A 17,335-nucleotide genomic window follows, 5' to 3' on the forward strand; every position below is an offset into this window, starting at 1 on the left:
TTATTGCGATATCCCGTAGCTGCAAACATGCGTATTTTTCGAGTTTCAAGGATGTAAGAGTGAGAATTGCGTTTACTTTTCTGTTAGCAATAACATTGTTTTCTATTGGACTTTGTGTTTCAGCAAACGAAGACCGCTTTATTATTGGTTATGTCAGTCACCCCAGAGTACTAAACCATTACAAACCATTTATGGAGCAGGTATATGCCGATATTGGTATAACTGCCGAATTTGTTGAAGTGGGTGGAGAGCGGGGTTTACGCCTGCTAGAAGAAGGAATGACTGATGCCGATGTTATTCGCTACGACGTTGTTGCTACGCCTTCAAACAATATCATAGCGATTGAACCGCCTTTCTCACAGGGTGCCTCTTTCTTGTTGTGCATTCGCAATGCACCGTGTCACAGCGACATCATTAATGACGCCAGTAATGCCATAGCGGTAACAACTCGTTTTTTTTCTAACATGGGTAAACCCAAGGCCAGTATTGCGGCTAACATTTTCGAGTTTGATGATTTCAATCATGTTTTAGAACTGCTTGTGAATGGTCGTTTTAATTACGCCATTCTGCCCAGCGACTTTACACAAAATGCTATTTTCGAAAAGCAAGGCATTGAGTTTTTGCCCATTGTTGAGCATAAATTGGTACATGTTATAAACAAGAAGCATGCATATCTTTACAGCGCATTGTCAAATGCAATTGCCATCCGTTTGTCTCAGGAAGAAAAAGAGTAGCTTCACCAACTTTTGAAAAGAGAAGCTTAAGTTAAAGTTTACCGCAACATCGCCAGTATAAATTTACTCTGCTAGCCTTATAAGGTATATAAGATATAGTAAGTTGGTCATACGCTCTAAAACTACAACTAAGAAGTATGACGTCGCTTATTTGCTCAAAGTAGATTAGGTAATCCAACCATTGCAGCTTGAACAAAACACGATATCTACAACAGAAATAAAACGCGATACTGCCAACATGCTTGTGGGCAACAGTTTTGTCGGTTTGTTAATGACCATATTTGCGTTTTCTGGCTTAGTGTTCTTTTTTGAAACAGATAATGAATCGCTTGTTTCGTTAAAACACAAAGTGTGGCTAGTGATGATGATAGTGTGCTTGCTGCGCTTCATCGATGCCTGCTACTGGCGTTTTGGTTTGGCACACAAATCTTTCGCTCCCGACGCCGTCATAAAGCGTTTTTCTGTCGGTGTATGTCTTACCGCAAGCGTATGGGCCTTCTATTCGGTAGTTTTCTATCCCTCCATGGGCGCAGTAGAACTCTCCGCCACCATGGTAATACTGTCAGCAATGTCAGGTGGTGCTGGTACAGTGCTTTCACCAAGCAAGCGTTTGGTTTCCTTTTATTGCACCGCGCTGCTTGTACCTATGTCGATGTGTGTATTAGCTGACGAGTCTGGAGAGTTTTTTATTCTCGGTGTGCTCGGCTTAGTATTTTGGATAGGTATATTCCTTAGTGCTTCTCGCTACAACCGCTTCTTCGTAAATACGCTTTATCTAAAAGAAAACAACGAAAAGCTGCTAGCACAAATGCGCGTCGAACGAAGCGAAACTGAAAAGGTCAATCAGCTACTCATTGCCACCAATGAAAAACTCGACGCATCTAACGCCAATCTTGAAGCAGAAGTTGAGCGTCGTACTGAAGACTTATTTAGGCTATCAAATCGAGACCCTCTTACTAATTTACTTAATCGCAATGGTTTTCTTAAACACCTCAATAATTTGCTAGATACTACAAAAGTGCTTAATAACTCCCTTGCCATTTTGTTTATCGATCTGGACGGCTTTAAACAAGTCAACGACAGCTTAGGCCACAAAGTTGGCGATATAGTGCTGGCAGAAATAGCCGCTAGGCTTCGCAACTATAGTGAGAAAAATCATTTAGCGCGCTGGGGTGGCGACGAATTTGTCGCCGTTATCCCTTATGCAACAGTAGACACAGCAAAGGCCGTAGCACATGCAATGCGAAGCGGCGTTACTATTCCCATCATGGCGAACGACAATCAAGTTACTCTTGATGCGACCATCGGGATTGCCATGTATCCAGAGCATGGCGATAGTGCGGTTGACCTTATTCAACAGGCCGATCTCACAATGTACGATCAAAAGCGTAAACAACGTGGGTCAGTTGGGGTGTTTAATGAACTGTTGCATGCAGAAATTAAGCGTGATCAACGGCTATGCGAACGTTTACGTTGTGCGATAGATAACGGCGAACTCAGCGTCTTCTATCAACCCATCATCGACGTTAAATCTGATAAAGTGTCATCTGTAGAAGCCCTACTCAGATGGAAGTGCGATGATGAAATGATCACGCCTGATGTTTTCATTCCTCTTGCTGAAAGAAGCGGGCTAATGCCTGAGATTGGGGCTTGGGTGCTCAACCGAGCGCTTATCGACTTGTCACACTGGCAGTTTGCTGAAAGTTTGTGTATGTCAGTTAACGTATCAATCACTCAACTTCTTGATGATGGCTTTGTTAAAGTACTCGATAGCGCACTAAACACAACTTCAATAGCGCCACAACGCCTGTATTTAGAAGTAACGGAAAGCGTGTTTGCCAATAATGCGGAATTGGTTACTCAGCGGCTACATGATCTTGTTGACCGCGACGTAAAGATATCAATTGATGATTTTGGTACGGGATACTCTTCACTCCACCGTTTACAATCAATGCCTTTTGACTTTATAAAAATTGATCGTTCATTTGTACAGAATACCTCAGAAGAGAGTGATACCATAATAAGAGCGACACTGTTGATGGCACGAGAGTTTCGTTGTAAGACTATTGCAGAAGGTATCGAAACTGATGCGCAACGAGTCCACCTTGCAGACCTAGGTACAGACTATTTACAAGGTTATTACTACGCAAAACCCATGAGTGCCAGCGACTTTATTTCTTGGTATAACAAAAACTATTAGAGCCTCTCAACCATGGCACAACTTTATTTTTATTACTCTGCAATGAACGCAGGTAAATCCACATCACTCCTTCAATCTGCATACAACTACCGTGAACGCGGCATGCACTCTGTAATATATACCGCGGCATTAGACGATAGATACGGGGTGGGTAAAGTGACTTCTCGTATTGGCCTTCAGGCTGACGCCAAACTTTATGCAAAAGGTGATGACCTATTCGCTTCGATAAACAACGACCACAATACACGCAAGTTAGACTGCATATTCATTGACGAAGCTCAGTTCTTAACGAAAGAACAAGTTCGACAATTGGTTGATGTAGTTGATGAGCTAAAAGTCCCCGTTTTGGCTTATGGGCTTAGAACCGACTTCCTTGGCGAAACCTTCGAAGGAAGTCATTACCTCCTTGCGTGGGCTGATAAATTATCTGAGCTTAAAACCGTATGTCATTGTGGTAGGAAAGCCAGTTTTGTTGTGCGCCTAGACGAAAACGGCAATGCCGTTAAAGGTGGCGATCAAGTCCAGATTGGTGGCAATGACACCTATGAGTCCATGTGTCGAAAGCACTTCAAAAGTCTAGTCTGGGATTAAATTCTTGCTATCGCGTGGCGCTTTTATGAACTTAGCGCTACGCTTATGTCACAAATGGCGCAAGTTCACTAAAAGCGCAGCACCGATCTCTTATCTCCCCATTTTGCATGCCTCTATAAAAATGCATTAAGTAAATATTATATGACCACGCTGTCAGATCTAATAATCAAACACATTTTTTAACTTAATCAATTAAGAAAATTCTTGCCAACGTGTATTTTTCGGACTATTGTTAAGAGGTTGTAAAACAAAAAACCTGCATTTAACACACTTTTAGCAAGGTAAAGCATATGAAGCACACTGGAAAATTCAAACCTGCGGTTATTGCATTATCAATTACTGCAGCGCTCCACGGTCACGTTGCATTAGCACAAGAAACGCCAGACGAAGACAACTTAGAAGTAATTCAAGTGTCAGGGATTCGCGGTTCACTCATGCGTGCCCAAGCAGTTAAAATGGACAACGACTCAATTGTTGAAGCTATCTCAGCGGAAGATATTGGTAAGTTACCCGATTCTTCAATTGCCGAATCGCTTGCTCGCCTCCCGGGCTTATCTGGTGAACGCGTAGGTGGCCGTACATCTGGTATTTCAGTTCGTGGTTTCAAAGAAGACTTTACCGGCACATCACTTAACGGCCGTGAATTAATTGGTATTGGTGACAACCGCGGCGTTGAATACGACCTTTACCCTGCGGAAATCATGACAGGTGCCACAATTTACAAAACCTCTGATGCAACGCTATTAGTACAAGGAATTGGTGGTACCGTTGATCTTCAAACAGTCCGTCCACTGTCTGCGCAAGAAACCCTCACAGTAACGGGTGTATACGAACTTGGCGGCAACGACTCAGACAACCCTGAATTTGATAATACGGGTAATCGTTTTGCACTTTCTTTTGTTGAAAAGTTTGCTGACGATACCATGGGCTTAGCACTTGCCATTGCGTCTACCGAGTCACCGCGTAACGAAAGAAAGTACGGTGTATGGGGTTATGGCGAAAATGATGACGGCCAAGTATTGCCATTTGGTCTTGATACACAAGCTATTAGCCGCGTACTTGAGCGCGACACGGTGTCTGCAATATTCCAGTGGCGTCCCACCGATAGACTCGACATTGTCGTTGACGCTCTTGATATCGATTATTCAGATTCTGGCGTAATCCGTGGTTTCATCGAACCATTCGCCGCTGCGAATGTTACGGGCAGTGGTGTTAATAATACAGGTACTCAAATTAACGCGAATCCGGTTTTGCGTACCGACCCAGCACAAAAAGACGGTGAGTTACAAACTTTCGGTTTAAATATTCGTTACGACATTAACGACGAGTGGTCGATGACACTTGACGTTGCTGATAGCGAGTCGAGCAAGCGTGACCTACGTGGTGAGTCCTATGCGGGTCTTGCTCGTTCAGGCGCGCTAAGCAATGATGAACTTGGTTCTCGACAGTTCCAAATGAGTGCTGATGGTATTTTCTTTACCGATAGCACAGGCCTTGACGCCTTTTCCGATCCTGCGCTACTGCAGCTAGCGGGCCCACAAGTATGGGGTGGCGGTATGGCAAACATTGCAGATCAATTTGCTACCAATGAACTTCAGGCCAATGGCGACCCCTATAGCTACTTTAATGCGCAAGACGGCTTCCTTAACTTTGCTGACTTTGAAGAAGAGTTAACAACCGCGCGCTTTGAAGTGACTGGTTTTGTAGATTGGAGTATTTTTAACACCTTTACCGCAGGTTTGAACTACAGTGATCGCTTTAAATCAAAGGACAACAAAGGATTCTTCGCAACGGCTTCTTCTTATCCGTTCTCCGAATCAATTCCTTCACAGTACCTCTACAACGGATTAGCTGATCTTACATGGGCGGGTCTAGGCTATGTGGTTGCCTATGATGGATTTGCACCATACAACGATGGTGAATATACCCTAAACGATGCAGGTCTTCTGGAGCCAGATAGACTAGGCGACTCATACACGGTAGATGAAGAAGTAGTCACTCTATACGCTCAGTTAGATTTTGAAACCGAAGTAAGCGGATTTAACGTTAAAGGTAATGTCGGTGCACAGTATGTTCAAACCGATCAAAGCTCTACAGGTTTTATCGGTATTGTGGGCGATAACTTCGCGGTTTGTGATGACGATGGCAACCAGGTTGTAGATGCCGATTGTATTATTAATGATGGCGATGACTACTCACACTTCTTACCAAGCTTGAATGTGAGTGTTGAGTTGACCGAAAACCGCTACTTGCGTTTCGGTGCATCGAAAACAATTAGCCGTGCGCGAATTGACCAGATGAAAGCTTCTGGGTTTGTGAAGTTCGACCAAAATATTGAGCTAATTGCTACACCAAATACACAAGCAGCTGTAGAAGAGTATGGTTCACCTTGGTCGAAGTTTACTGGTAACCCAACACTTCAACCTCTAGAAGCTAATAACTTCGATTTGTCGTTTGAAAATTACTTTGAAGATGAAGGCTATATATCCATTGCCCTCTTCTACAAAGACTTAGTTAACTGGACCCGTGACGGGAACCAGCTAATAGACTTTACCAATGATGAAACGAACGGCGGTGCTAACTACTTCATTCCAGGTTTCCACGACCGTGTAATTGATGTTGATGGTAACTACGGACCAGAAGATACACCATATCAAGCTGGTGATCTTGTTACACCACCTGACTTAGGTTTCTATTCATTCTTCGAAGATGGTCTTGAAGGCAGTATGAAAGGTGTGGAGCTAACCGCGAATATTCCACTTCGTATGCTGACTGATTCGCTAGACGGATTTGGTATTGCTGCTTCTGCAACTATTCTTGATGCTGAGCTAGAAGATGGAACGGCAATTCCTGGTCAATCTGATAACACATACAGTATTACGGCTTACTACGAAATGAATGGTTTTGAAGTAAGGGTGGCTGCAACAGACCGTTCGGAATTTTTGACCTACCAACGTGGTGGCTCGAACAAAATTGAAGCCGCAACACGTGATGCTGTTACTCAGGTAGATGCTCAAATCAGCTACGACTTTGCACAAAGTGGTATTGAATATCTGGAAGGCTTACGTATTGCGCTTCAAGGTGTAAACCTGACCGATGAAAAAGAAGAGACAATTGACGGAAACGGCATTGTTACCTTGCGTCGAGAATTCGGCCCATCTTACATGCTAAACCTAAACTACTCTTTCTACTAACCTTACAGTGCGCCGTCCTTGACGGCGCATTTCTTTTTCCTAGCCAGTCGTTATACCGTTTCGCCGTATCGTACTTCAAACGGCAATACTGTTTTATCTTGAATTTGCTCAAGTAACGCATCGGCAGCTTTAATGCCTTTTTCTATACTTGATTGGCATACCGTAGTTAGGCTAGGACGCGCTCGCTCCGCTTCCTCAATTCCGTCAAACCCAGTTATTCTCAACTCTTCTGGTACCTTAATACCCATTTCCAGTGCCATATGTAATAGCTCAAGTGCAATAATATCACTCATACACAACACTACGTTAGGGCGTGGAGAACTCGTCAGCACCTCTTTCGCAGCTTGACGGGCAAAGCTTCGCTCACTCTCCGGCAAGTGCCAAATACGCTCGCGACTAATCGCCACTTGCTTTTCCTCTGCAGCTCGCAAATAACCATCTAAACGTCTGTGAGAAATAGAAGAATCTACACCGATAATAGGATTGTCGTAAATACGACAAGTAGAAGGTGAGTCGATTAGGCGCAAACCAAATATCGCCACATTATCGCCTTTTTGTAAGGCGTGCTGAGCCACTTGATAAGCGGCTTCTTCATTGTCAATGTTGATAGAAGGCTTTTCTTCAATATCAAAGTCTACCGTGACAACAGGCTTAACCGACACTGACAATTCGTCAACAAGCTTTACGTTACGTGGTTGACCGTAACAGATAAATCCATCGACAAAATCGACAACATCAAGAAGACTATCAGAGTCGCCAGCGTAAAGTAAAAGGTGTTTACCTTGCTCTCTTAATGCCGTGGAGACCCCTTTAATAAACGTACTTGCAACAGGGTCGCTAACCATATAGGAAATACTATCGGCTAGCACCAATGCAACTATATTTGACGTCCCTTTTCTTAAGATTTGCGCCGCCTTATTTGGGCCGCTATAACCAATCTTTTTACATTGTTCTAGAATTTCTTCACGTTTCGCCTTTGACAACTGATCAGGGCGGTTAAATGCATTTGAAATGGTTGCTGTAGACACACCAAGCTGATGTGCCACATCTTTTAGGGTTAATTTTGTTTTGTTCATTATTATTAGCTCTTGTCACGAACGCTAACGTCTGTCGTGTCCTGTTTCTACATAAGAACTATAACATTATCTTAAACGTTTAACCCATGTAATTTAACGTCTAGCAGATATACTGTAATACTTTTAAGAAGAATTGATTAACGCGTGCCGAAAATCTTATCACCTGCATCACCAAGGCCAGGCAAAATATAACCTTTATCATTGAGTCGTTCGTCAATAGCTGCGGTAAAAATATCAACATCGGGGTGTGCATCAACAACGGCTCGAATCCCTTCAGGTGCTGCTACCAGAAATAGCCCCATAATTTTGGTGCATCCCTTTTTCTTTAATAAATCGATAGTGGCAATCAAAGTTCCACCTGTTGCCAGCATAGGATCAACAATCAGCGCGGTGCGCTCATCAATATTTTTTACAACCTTGTCAAAGTAGGCCACAGGTTGCAGCGTTTCTTCATCTCTATACAGCCCAACCACGCTTATTTTGGCATTTGGAATTAACTCTAAAACACCTTCTAGCATGCCCAATCCAGCACGTAAAATAGGTACAACAGTAATTTTTTTGCCTTTTATTTGTCTAACTTCTACTTCGTCTCCCGACCAACTGCGTATTTTGGCTCGCTCTGTCGGCAGTGTTCTTGTTGCCTCGTAAGTCAGTAGATTGCCAACTTCTGAAGCAAGTTCGCGAAAGTCTTTGCTGCTTATTTTAGCGTTGCGCATTAAGCCTAGTTTGTGTGCAATAAGCGGGTGTGTAATTTCATGAACAGCCATGACGAAGCTCCTGTTGAGTTAAATTAGTAGAACAATACCTCAAGCGACCTTTAGAGATGTTTCTATTTTGTATGACACTTCAGCAGACCTATAAAATCTTGCTCAAAGTATAGACAGTATTTATATTTCATTTAATCTGTATCTACATGGTGTAGTAGAGAGCGTTGTTGTACAAATCTCTACTCTCCATATCGTTTGTATTTTACTGATTTGAGCGTTATTAGAAAGTAGTGCTCTTAGTAAGCCTCTAAAAGATAATCATTTATTACCCTGTTAACAATGAAATGACAAAAGGAAATTGCTTTATGAATTCGCTATCTACGTGCATTCGCCTGATAGTAACCAGTGTTTGTTTGGTGGTATCGTCAAACGCTTTTGCTGACTGGCAGCGCATCACCCCTGATTCAGAAGTTGTCGTAACACTCCCAAGTGGCGCTGAACAAACTGTTTATCCCTCTTGTGCCCTACCTGCACTCGTTGGTCCTCAAGGAATAGAGCCAAACCCGTTTTCATTCTATTTTGAGCAAGGTGAAAGCGATAACCTGTTAGTTTACTTTAACGGTGGCGGCGCGTGTTGGGACAGTTCAACGTGCCTAGCATCGATGCAGCTAGAGTTCGACAATGACCCGATGAGTAGAGCTGCATATAATCCTTCTGCGCAATTTGAAAACACACCTGAAGTAGCAGGTGGAATATTCAAAGATGTAGAAGAGAATCCATTCAAATCGTGGTCAAAAGTATTCATTCCTTATTGCACCGGCGACCTTCACTTGGGATCTTCTGACACAACATATACTGACGACTTAGGCATAGTAACGGGACTTCCAGGCGCTGACGTCACAATTAGACACCGAGGTCATGATAACGCCATGGTTGTTATGGATTGGCTAAGAGAGCAACTGCAGCAAAATACGCTTTCACCCAACAAGGTGTTGTTAAGCGGCAGTAGTGCCGGTGGGTATGGCGCAATATTCAACTTCCCTTATTTGCAACAGCTCTTTGGTCGTAAAAAGGTTGCTCTATTTGCAGATGCGTCTCTTGGCGTAATCTCAAAAGGCTTTACGGAGACTGTGTTGAACTATGGTGGACCGTGGGCTATTGAGGACACACTGCCTGATAATTTCCAATCGCTTATCGGCAATTTCAGCCACCTTTCGCTCAATAAGCAAGTTATGCTTCGCCTTGCTTATCAATACCCTTGGAATAGGTTTGCGCAATATTCTACCGGGACCGACTTTGTTCAAATACAGTTTTCTAAAATTTCAGACCAAGTAGCAAAAGGTAACGTTGATCCCTCAACATGGGGAGTAAACGAGTCTGATTTGGGTTACATCTTAGGTTGGCAAATTCAAGCACACTCATCAGTGCATGCCCTATCTGCATTCACATGGAACTACCAATTCTATCTGGGAGAAGGTACCTGCCACATGGTACTAAACGACTTCTGTGAGGATAATGCATTTCCGGTCTCGTCACCCAGCCCATTTTACAATGAGCGAAGTGCCAAAGGTATCTCGTTTAACGAGTGGCTATATACATTCGCAACAACAAGACGCTTTAGAGAAAACAGCGTAGCCTACTATCACTAAACTCTACATCGCTACCCTACTTGTAGGGTAGCGCCATCTGGCATAGTTACCTCAATTTTGACATTTCCTCCAACAGCTGCCAAATAGGCAGCAGCGCGCTGCAAAGAAACATCTTGAATACGTTTAGATTCCAGCTTACTGACGCCCGATGCTGTTACTGATAACGCCATCGCCACAACTTCTTGCTTCACCCTGTGTTGCTTTCTGATTTCGCCTAATGTGAGTTCTTTCATTGTTCTTTACCGAGAATAATGGGCATTAAAAAAGCCCAGATAGTTTACACCTTCTGGGCTTTTGCAAAACGTTCTACCTGCGTGCCCAGAAGCCAATAATTGCCCCTGAACACCGATGGTCAGGTGCAATCAGTAATTAAAATTATAAAAATAGCCTGTAGAAACGTTTCGCATGATAATTCTCTTTCTCACAATAAGTGTGGTTACGCAGTGCTCTTTATACGCAGACTGCTTGTGTCATTTATCCTTTACCATACCATCAAAATAAGCAATAGCAACGACTTTCCAAATCGGAAAGTTGATAGGTAATCTGATGCTATACGCTATCCATCACATCTAGCGCCATATTTTGCCCCACTGTGGCCGTTTTAAGACTGGCCAAAAACGTGCTCACATCGTTGCTTCCCTCAGTCGGCGCCCATGCTGCAAAACCTTTATCATCGGTTACCTCATAAGGCCCCTGTTTAACTTCCATAAATACAACAGGTGCATGACACACTGTGGCGTGCCATACATTAGGCGGAATTTCCACACCCGAGCAATCTCCATTGCTACTTAACGTTAAGCGTTCTGAGACAGTGCCTTTATCATCAAAGAATATGAGATCTAATTCTCCCTCTAGCACCATGAAAAACTCCCATTTGTGCATTTGGCAATGACGGTGTGGACGCACATAAGAGTCAGGCATCATAGCAATAAACAAACGCTGCACGACATCTTCATAAGAATCATGCACATTGAGATTCGCTCTGCGCCGTTCACTTTTTGCCGCGTTTTCCAGTAATGCCTCAAATGTCCGTTTATCAAACCGTTTTAACTGCTTCACGTTGTAATCCTGTGTTTAAAAATCTTAGGGCAGCTTTCTAAAACGCACAGCCGCTCCACCTGATGACGCCAGTTTCAGCGTTAGCGTATCTTTGGCGCTAACTTGCTTGTGGGTTATCGACAATGCATAGGGGTTAGTTTCCCAATGCGCGTCTTCACCATCACTGTATATTTGCGCTTCGTAACGCTGGCCTTCGTCTAAGAAACTAAGTGGAATGTCTAGCGAGATCGCGTTCTCGTCAGTAACAGCACCTAGAAACCAATCATCACCTAAATAGTGCTTATGTTGGCTTTCCTTTCGTGCCATGACAATAAAATCGCCTACTTCGCCTTGCAACGCAATACTTTCAGACCAGTCAGTTGGCACATCTTTAATAAATTGGAAAGCATCAGGCTTGGCTTCATAATTTTCGGGTAGGTCTGCTGCCATTTGTATGGGGCTGTATAACACCACGTATTGAGCCAACTGTTTTGCCAGTGTAGTTTGCGGGCGCATTGTATTACCTTTACCCCACTCTACACCGCCATCTTGTTGACGGATGTAGTCAAAATTGAAAATACCGGGCGTAAAGTCCATAGGGCCTGCAAGCATCCTAGTAAATGCTAGCATAGGAATATGTTCTGGTGGATTTGGTGCAGCCCAACCAGAGTTATACTCTTGCCCGCGGGCACTTTCTCGAGAGATCCAGTTTGGGTAAGTACGGCGAAGCCCCGTGTCTTTTACCGATTCATGAGTATTGATAGCAAGCTCATATTTTGCGGCTGTTTTTACGTTGTGCAAAAAGTGATTCACCACGCGCTGACTGTCAGTATATTCATAGCGAACATGGCCTTGGTCATCCTTTACTTTTAGATTTTGTCCGTGTGCAACGTAACCTGTTTTAATTTGAGAGACGCCTAATTTTTGGTAAAGCGCGAATCCATCCTCCATTTGCGCTTCATAATTACTAATACCGCCAGAAGTTTCATGATGTCCAATAAGCTTCACACCTTTGCTTTTACCGTACTCTGTAATTCGTTTGATATCAAAGTCTGGATAGCTTTCAGTAAACGAAAAGAGCTCGGAGTTGGCAATCCAGTCGCCATCCCACCCTTTGTTCCACCCCTCTACCAAAACGCCATCAAAACCATTAGCTGCGGCAAAATCCATATACTCCATGGTTCGCTCAGTAGTTGCACCGTGCTTATCTGAAGAGCCCCAAGTAAACTTGTCGATGTGCATTCCCCACCATATTCCCACATATTTACCGGGCTCTACCCAGCTTACTTCTCCCAACTTGTTTGGCTCATTGAGGTTAAGAGAAATAAACGAGTTGGCTAAATCGACGGCTTCATCACCAATCGTTATTGTTCTCCAAGGCGTAGTAAACGAGCCATGCTTTCGAACCAAAACACCATCGTGCGAAGGCGCAAGAGCAGCGGTAAAGCGACCCAACTCTTGTTTATCAAGACTCATACCGGCATAGTCGACAAGTGCCGCTTCGTGCACGGCAACATGAACACCATTTTCATAAGCAACTGTAAATGGCGTGTGGGCTTTGTATACTTCTTGAAGTGGGGTTTTACGATATAGATATTCGTATCGCTCGCGGCCATGAGCAGGGATCCAATACGCCGTTGCCTGATGAGAATTGACAAAATTAAACTCTGTCAGCTCTCGCGTAATTGTCCGTTTTTCATCAGTCACAATTTCATATCTAAAACCGACACCGTCGTTGAAAACCCTGGCACGCACCTGAAAACGATTTTCATTATTGCCATTGTCGATGAATTCAACCACTAATTCGTTGTGGTAGTCACGGATTTGAGTTTGCTCTCCCCATGGCTGTGTCCATGTGGCATCTACGCGATTTCGACTGATTTCTTTAACAGAAAAATCGCGATACATAGGTGCCGCACTTGCAAAAGTAAAACCTAATTTACTTGATGCAAAAAGCGGCGTACCGCGATAGTCAATGCGATACTGCGCGATACTTTTGTCGCTACTAAAGGTGAGTACGATTTTTTTGTCCGGCGATTTAACAACAACTTCGCTGGCGAAAACGGAGGTGGCAGACAGTAAAAGTAACAGGCAAATTGCTCGCATGGACTAACCTTAACATTGTTAATGTTATGTTAGTATCAAGCAATTTGCCTATTTTGCAAGCAATTTCTTAAACGATTAAGATCAGCTGATTTAATTACACTTTTATTTTCGCGCTTTTTTCATTCTACGGCTTTGTTCTTGACGCTTTTCTTCACGTTTTTCTTTGCGGTCTTTTTTATCTGGCGTTAACGAGCCAGTTTTAAATTTTTGCTTGCGCTTGGCTTTTGCTTCAGCTTTTCTTGCCGCCTCTTTCGCCATTTCTTCTTTTTCTTGTTCAAGCATCTCTGGCGTTTCTAACGTAATACGCCCCAGTTTTCCCGACTGAAGTTCTTTCAGTAATATCTCGCATATTTTGTGTAAATTAACCCTACCCCCAGCTTGAATTGCGCCGCGATTTTTCGCCGCTGCTTCTAGAAACTCAATTTCTGTGTCTGGCAGTTCATCAAGCTTGTAGCGCTCTTGCATAACTTCTGGGTACGCTTTAATAAGGTAATCAGCCGCGAAAAATCCCACGTCGTCATACTCCATTGCCGTATTTTTTACTGCACCTGAGGATGCTAAACGGTAAATCGAATTTGGGTTTTCTAACTTAGGCCAAAGTACTCCTGGCGTATCAAAAAGAATAATGCCGCTGCCAAGGTTAATCCGCTGCTGACTTTTGGTAACGGCCGGTTCATTGCCCGTTTTAGCAATAATTCGCTCGGCCAATATGTTAATCAAGGTCGACTTCCCCACATTAGGGATACCTGTGATCATAGCCTTAATCGCTTTCGGTTGAGCGTCTTTATGGGCGCAAATGCTTCTTATCATCTGCATTATTTGTTTACTATTACCCGGGTTATCACTTGATGTGGTAATCGTTTTAACGCCGCGTTCTTTTTCTAAACTTTCCTGCCAGCGAGCCGTAATGTCAGGGTCAGCTAAATCATATTTATTCAGAATTTTTATACAGGGTTTGTCGCCACGAATTTTTGCAATTTCCGGGTTTTCGCTAGAATATGGGATACGCGCATCAAGCACTTCTATTAGAATATCTACTTGATTTAACGACTCTTTAATTTCTTTCAAGGCTTTGTGCATGTGCCCTGGGAACCATTGTAATGCCACGGTTTATTCCTATATTTTGCGAGTATTAAGGGGTTGCAACAGCTGCGAGTTAACGCGAAAGTTCATAGACACACATATTGACGGCACTGGCCAGATTCAATGAGTCAATTTTGCCACACCCTGGAATTGTGAATGCTTCTGCGTTGAGGCTGGCTAACACTTCTCTAGGCACGCCTCTCGCTTCGTTACCAAAAAGATAGCACTGATAATCACCAAATGTGGGCGACATTACTTTTTTGCCATTCATGTCTAAGTAAGCAAAGTGCTGAAATCTATCATTCAATGACTCAAGGGGCACATTAAGCTCCATATCAACGTGAAATATAGCCCCCATACTGGCTCGCACTACCTTTGAATTGTAAGGGTCAACACTATTTGGGCTCATCATTAATGTGACGTTGCCAAACCATGCCAACGTTCTTAATATCGTGCCTAAATTGCCTGGGTCTTGTGTTTCATAAAGGTACACATAATAGGTGTTCGCAGAGGTTTTATTGCTTGTTTCGGTGGAGCGTTTTTTCGGTAATGGAACAAGGGCAATAATGCCCTGAGGTGATTTAGTATCGCTCAACGATACCATTTGTTGTTCACTAAGAACTTCAACCTTATAGTTTGTTGAAAGCTTCTTAGAAAGCCAATCGGCGTACTGTGAGGTTGCGTAAAAGGTGATTTCACTCAGACTCAAAAAAGCCTGTTTATCATTAATGGCCTTAATTAACTCAAGTACCAGATGCTCTCCTTCCACCAAATAATAGCCGAATTGAGACCGGTATTTCTTTTGGTGGAGCTTTTTTACATCACTGAGTTTCATTAAACCTGACCTTAAAATCTTTTGCGGCGCAAGTGTAAGCCAAACAGACGAAAACTCAAGTACTGCGTGGTACACAACAAACTATTGTTACGCCTATTTTAGCCCTCTTACATCGGTTATGCGCTGTGGCAACGTAAACATGCTTTTACCCAGCGCTAACGCGTACCCAGGTCCCTCGTTATCAAGCACGTAACTCGGTAAGTAAAACACGCGCGCGTTTTGCTGATTGGTTAGCGCCGCATCAATACGCTGCCACCTGTTTTCGATATACAGTTCATTCCAAGCATGACCAAACGCTTCTAGTGTTTTATCGACCTCCACAAGAACTGAGCCCACAACCACGCGAGCGGGCACATCAAGACCTCTAGCCAACGCTGCGGTCAACACCGCAAACTCTGTACAGTCACCACTTTTACTTTTAGCAACGGTAGAGGCAAACGCAAAATTGTGAATGTAGCTAGGTTCAGTAATATACGTCGACACGTACTGCTCTATGCTTTGCCCAAGCAAATCTGGCGTTGATACCAGATTGGTTTGCTTAAACTGCGTTAGAACGGATTGAACTTGAGGCTCGTCATAATCAATGACAAAGCTGCTCTGGGTGTGCTTATTTATTACCGGCGCATTCGCTACGTAATGTTCATTTAGTGATAGCGTGAGCGTATTACCTGACACGTTATCCACTTGCACACCTTCCCAGCCAGCTAACAAAGTTTGATACTCAGACGGTTTACTCACCACCACTTCAAACTGGATGCTTGACGGTAGGGGTAACGCTTGTTCTGAATGAAGCGTTAATTCGATTTGAGCGAAGGTAGGCGAGCTTTGCCCATGGGCAACACTCGCAAGTAGCCACAACACTAACGTATATAAACGCATCATAACGCTGTAGGTTTACCAGAAACGAAAAGCGGTTTTATTAACATGGAGACAGGCCCGATACTCATGGTAGCAGATTGCATTATTAGGTCATCGTTGGCCTTATACTTTACCTCAAAACCTTCCATATCAGCCTTATACAGATGTAGACCATCCTGCTGCCCCTCTTTCAACATCGTTGTCGTTGTGGGTGCTGTTGGGTCGGTATCGGCAGACCAAGTTACATACGTGGTGGTTTCTTTGTCAGTCTTATTCAGTTCGTCAACCACTAAGTAAGTACCAAAGTTAGAGACAAACTCACCTTGATATTCTAACTGTGCAGAAATGGGCTTACCTTGTATTTCGCCTTCAACGGCCCATACACCTTCAGATGCCGATAACGATAGCGACGAAGACATTTCGCTGTTCTCTACCGAATAGGTATAAGCATTTATTAACTCGCCATCAGCATAACTCCATGAACGCGTAACAGTATCTGTTGTAGCAACATTGTTTGCATCTACAGGCAAAATCATTGAAAGCGCTTCTCTGATTTCAACATCACCATCAGCATCTTTAGTGAACTTCTCAACCGCAACACCAACCAATTCGTTATTCATATATACCGAATTAACTGAGTTAAAAAACGGTGTTGCATGAGCGCTTTTATCCGTCGCATTAACAAACGAGGTAAAGACATCCTTAAAGGTTTCGCGATAGCCAATTTCGTTGTGTAGACAAACTTGAAGACCATTAGGAGACTCGGCGGATAACCCCTTCATTAAACCTGTTAACTGCTCTGCACCTGTTCCCAGGTTATAAAGCACCTGATAATCAAGTACTGCTGTATCGGCAATATTTTCCACATTTAGTGAGTAGTTGTACTGGCTGGTTAGTGCTCTTTTGTGCAATGTAGCGATATTCTCTGTCGCATACTTCATCATATTAACAAGTGAATTTGCGGGGCCATCGTAATCTTGAAATGCCCAACACTCCACTGGGGTGTCAGTGCCGATGTCAACGGTGTAATACCAATACGTATCGGCTTTCTCTACATCAGACCACTTTCCCAAAATTGCAGCGCTTAGCGGAAACTCTGCAAGTGTAACATTCGACTTTTCAGTAATTTTCACTTCGCGTTTCACCGCGTCGTTGAACCAGCCAGGAAGCTGTTCTTGTGAAATATAATCTTTCGCTAGTACTGGGGTTACACTGCACACCAGTGCCAAACCCATTAATGATGCGTTTACTTTTTTCATTGTTA

The 17,335-nt window shown here is 43.4% G+C and carries 14 protein-coding genes; 5 read left to right on the plus strand and 9 right to left on the minus strand.

Features of this window, described 5'->3' with window-relative positions:
* The first annotated feature begins 59 nt into the window (after positions 1-59).
* From JN178_RS14245 to JN178_RS14260, 4 genes are all read left to right on the plus strand, one after another.
* On the plus strand, positions 60-734 hold the full coding sequence (locus JN178_RS14245; RefSeq protein WP_202262117.1) for a hypothetical protein: 675 nt from the start codon (positions 60-62) through the stop codon (positions 732-734).
* Positions 735-915: 181 nt separating this feature from the next.
* Complete coding sequence (locus JN178_RS14250) at positions 916-2,934, plus strand: putative bifunctional diguanylate cyclase/phosphodiesterase (protein WP_202262118.1); 2,019 nt, start codon at positions 916-918, stop codon at positions 2,932-2,934.
* A 12-nt stretch (positions 2,935-2,946) separates the two neighbouring features.
* Complete coding sequence (locus JN178_RS14255) at positions 2,947-3,525, plus strand: thymidine kinase (protein ID WP_202262119.1); 579 nt, start codon at positions 2,947-2,949, stop codon at positions 3,523-3,525.
* A 290-nt stretch (positions 3,526-3,815) separates the two neighbouring features.
* Complete coding sequence (locus tag JN178_RS14260) at positions 3,816-6,719, plus strand: TonB-dependent receptor (protein ID WP_202262120.1); 2,904 nt, start codon at positions 3,816-3,818, stop codon at positions 6,717-6,719.
* A 50-nt stretch (positions 6,720-6,769) separates the two neighbouring features.
* On the opposite strand, the gene JN178_RS14265 is transcribed toward JN178_RS14260, so the two are convergent.
* Together JN178_RS14265 and upp are read right to left on the minus strand one after the other, a co-directional pair.
* On the minus strand, positions 6,770-7,795 hold the full coding sequence (locus JN178_RS14265; protein ID WP_202262121.1) for a LacI family DNA-binding transcriptional regulator: 1,026 nt from the start codon (positions 7,793-7,795) through the stop codon (positions 6,770-6,772).
* A gap of 137 nt (positions 7,796-7,932) precedes the next feature.
* Positions 7,933-8,562: a uracil phosphoribosyltransferase gene (gene upp, locus JN178_RS14270; protein WP_159627129.1), complete on the minus strand. Its 630-nt coding sequence runs from the start codon at positions 8,560-8,562 to the stop codon at positions 7,933-7,935.
* Between the two features lie 305 nt (positions 8,563-8,867).
* Between upp and JN178_RS14275 the strand changes: the two genes are divergently transcribed.
* Positions 8,868-10,151, plus strand: coding sequence for a pectin acetylesterase-family hydrolase (locus tag JN178_RS14275; protein WP_202262122.1), 1,284 nt, complete (start codon positions 8,868-8,870; stop codon positions 10,149-10,151).
* An 11-nt stretch (positions 10,152-10,162) separates the two neighbouring features.
* Here JN178_RS14275 and JN178_RS14280 read toward each other — a convergent pair whose 3' ends face one another.
* From JN178_RS14280 to JN178_RS14310, 7 genes are all read right to left on the minus strand, one after another.
* Complete coding sequence (locus JN178_RS14280) at positions 10,163-10,384, minus strand: XRE family transcriptional regulator (RefSeq protein WP_159627131.1); 222 nt, start codon at positions 10,382-10,384, stop codon at positions 10,163-10,165.
* A gap of 316 nt (positions 10,385-10,700) precedes the next feature.
* Positions 10,701-11,210 (minus strand): WbuC family cupin fold metalloprotein, encoded by a 510-nt coding sequence (locus JN178_RS14285; protein WP_202262123.1) that lies wholly within the window; start codon positions 11,208-11,210, stop codon positions 10,701-10,703.
* Between the two features lie 24 nt (positions 11,211-11,234).
* Positions 11,235-13,295 (minus strand): glycoside hydrolase family 97 protein, encoded by a 2,061-nt coding sequence (locus JN178_RS14290; RefSeq protein ID WP_202262124.1) that lies wholly within the window; start codon positions 13,293-13,295, stop codon positions 11,235-11,237.
* A gap of 102 nt (positions 13,296-13,397) precedes the next feature.
* On the minus strand, positions 13,398-14,402 hold the full coding sequence (ylqF, locus tag JN178_RS14295; protein ID WP_202262125.1) for a ribosome biogenesis GTPase YlqF: 1,005 nt from the start codon (positions 14,400-14,402) through the stop codon (positions 13,398-13,400).
* A 49-nt stretch (positions 14,403-14,451) separates the two neighbouring features.
* Positions 14,452-15,213 (minus strand): TrmH family RNA methyltransferase, encoded by a 762-nt coding sequence (locus JN178_RS14300; RefSeq protein WP_202262126.1) that lies wholly within the window; start codon positions 15,211-15,213, stop codon positions 14,452-14,454.
* Positions 15,214-15,306: 93 nt separating this feature from the next.
* A complete protein-coding gene (locus JN178_RS14305; RefSeq protein WP_202262127.1) occupies positions 15,307-16,095 on the minus strand; it encodes a transglutaminase-like domain-containing protein in 789 nt (262 codons plus the stop codon).
* Positions 16,092-17,330: a hypothetical protein gene (locus JN178_RS14310; RefSeq protein WP_202262128.1), complete on the minus strand. Its 1,239-nt coding sequence runs from the start codon at positions 17,328-17,330 to the stop codon at positions 16,092-16,094. Before JN178_RS14310 ends, JN178_RS14305 begins: the two co-directional genes overlap by 4 nt.
* Positions 17,331-17,335: the final 5 nt, after the last annotated feature.

Origin of the sequence: Alteromonas sp. KC3, from assembly GCF_016756315.1 — a bacterium.
Classification (GTDB): Bacteria; Pseudomonadota; Gammaproteobacteria; order Enterobacterales; family Alteromonadaceae; genus Alteromonas.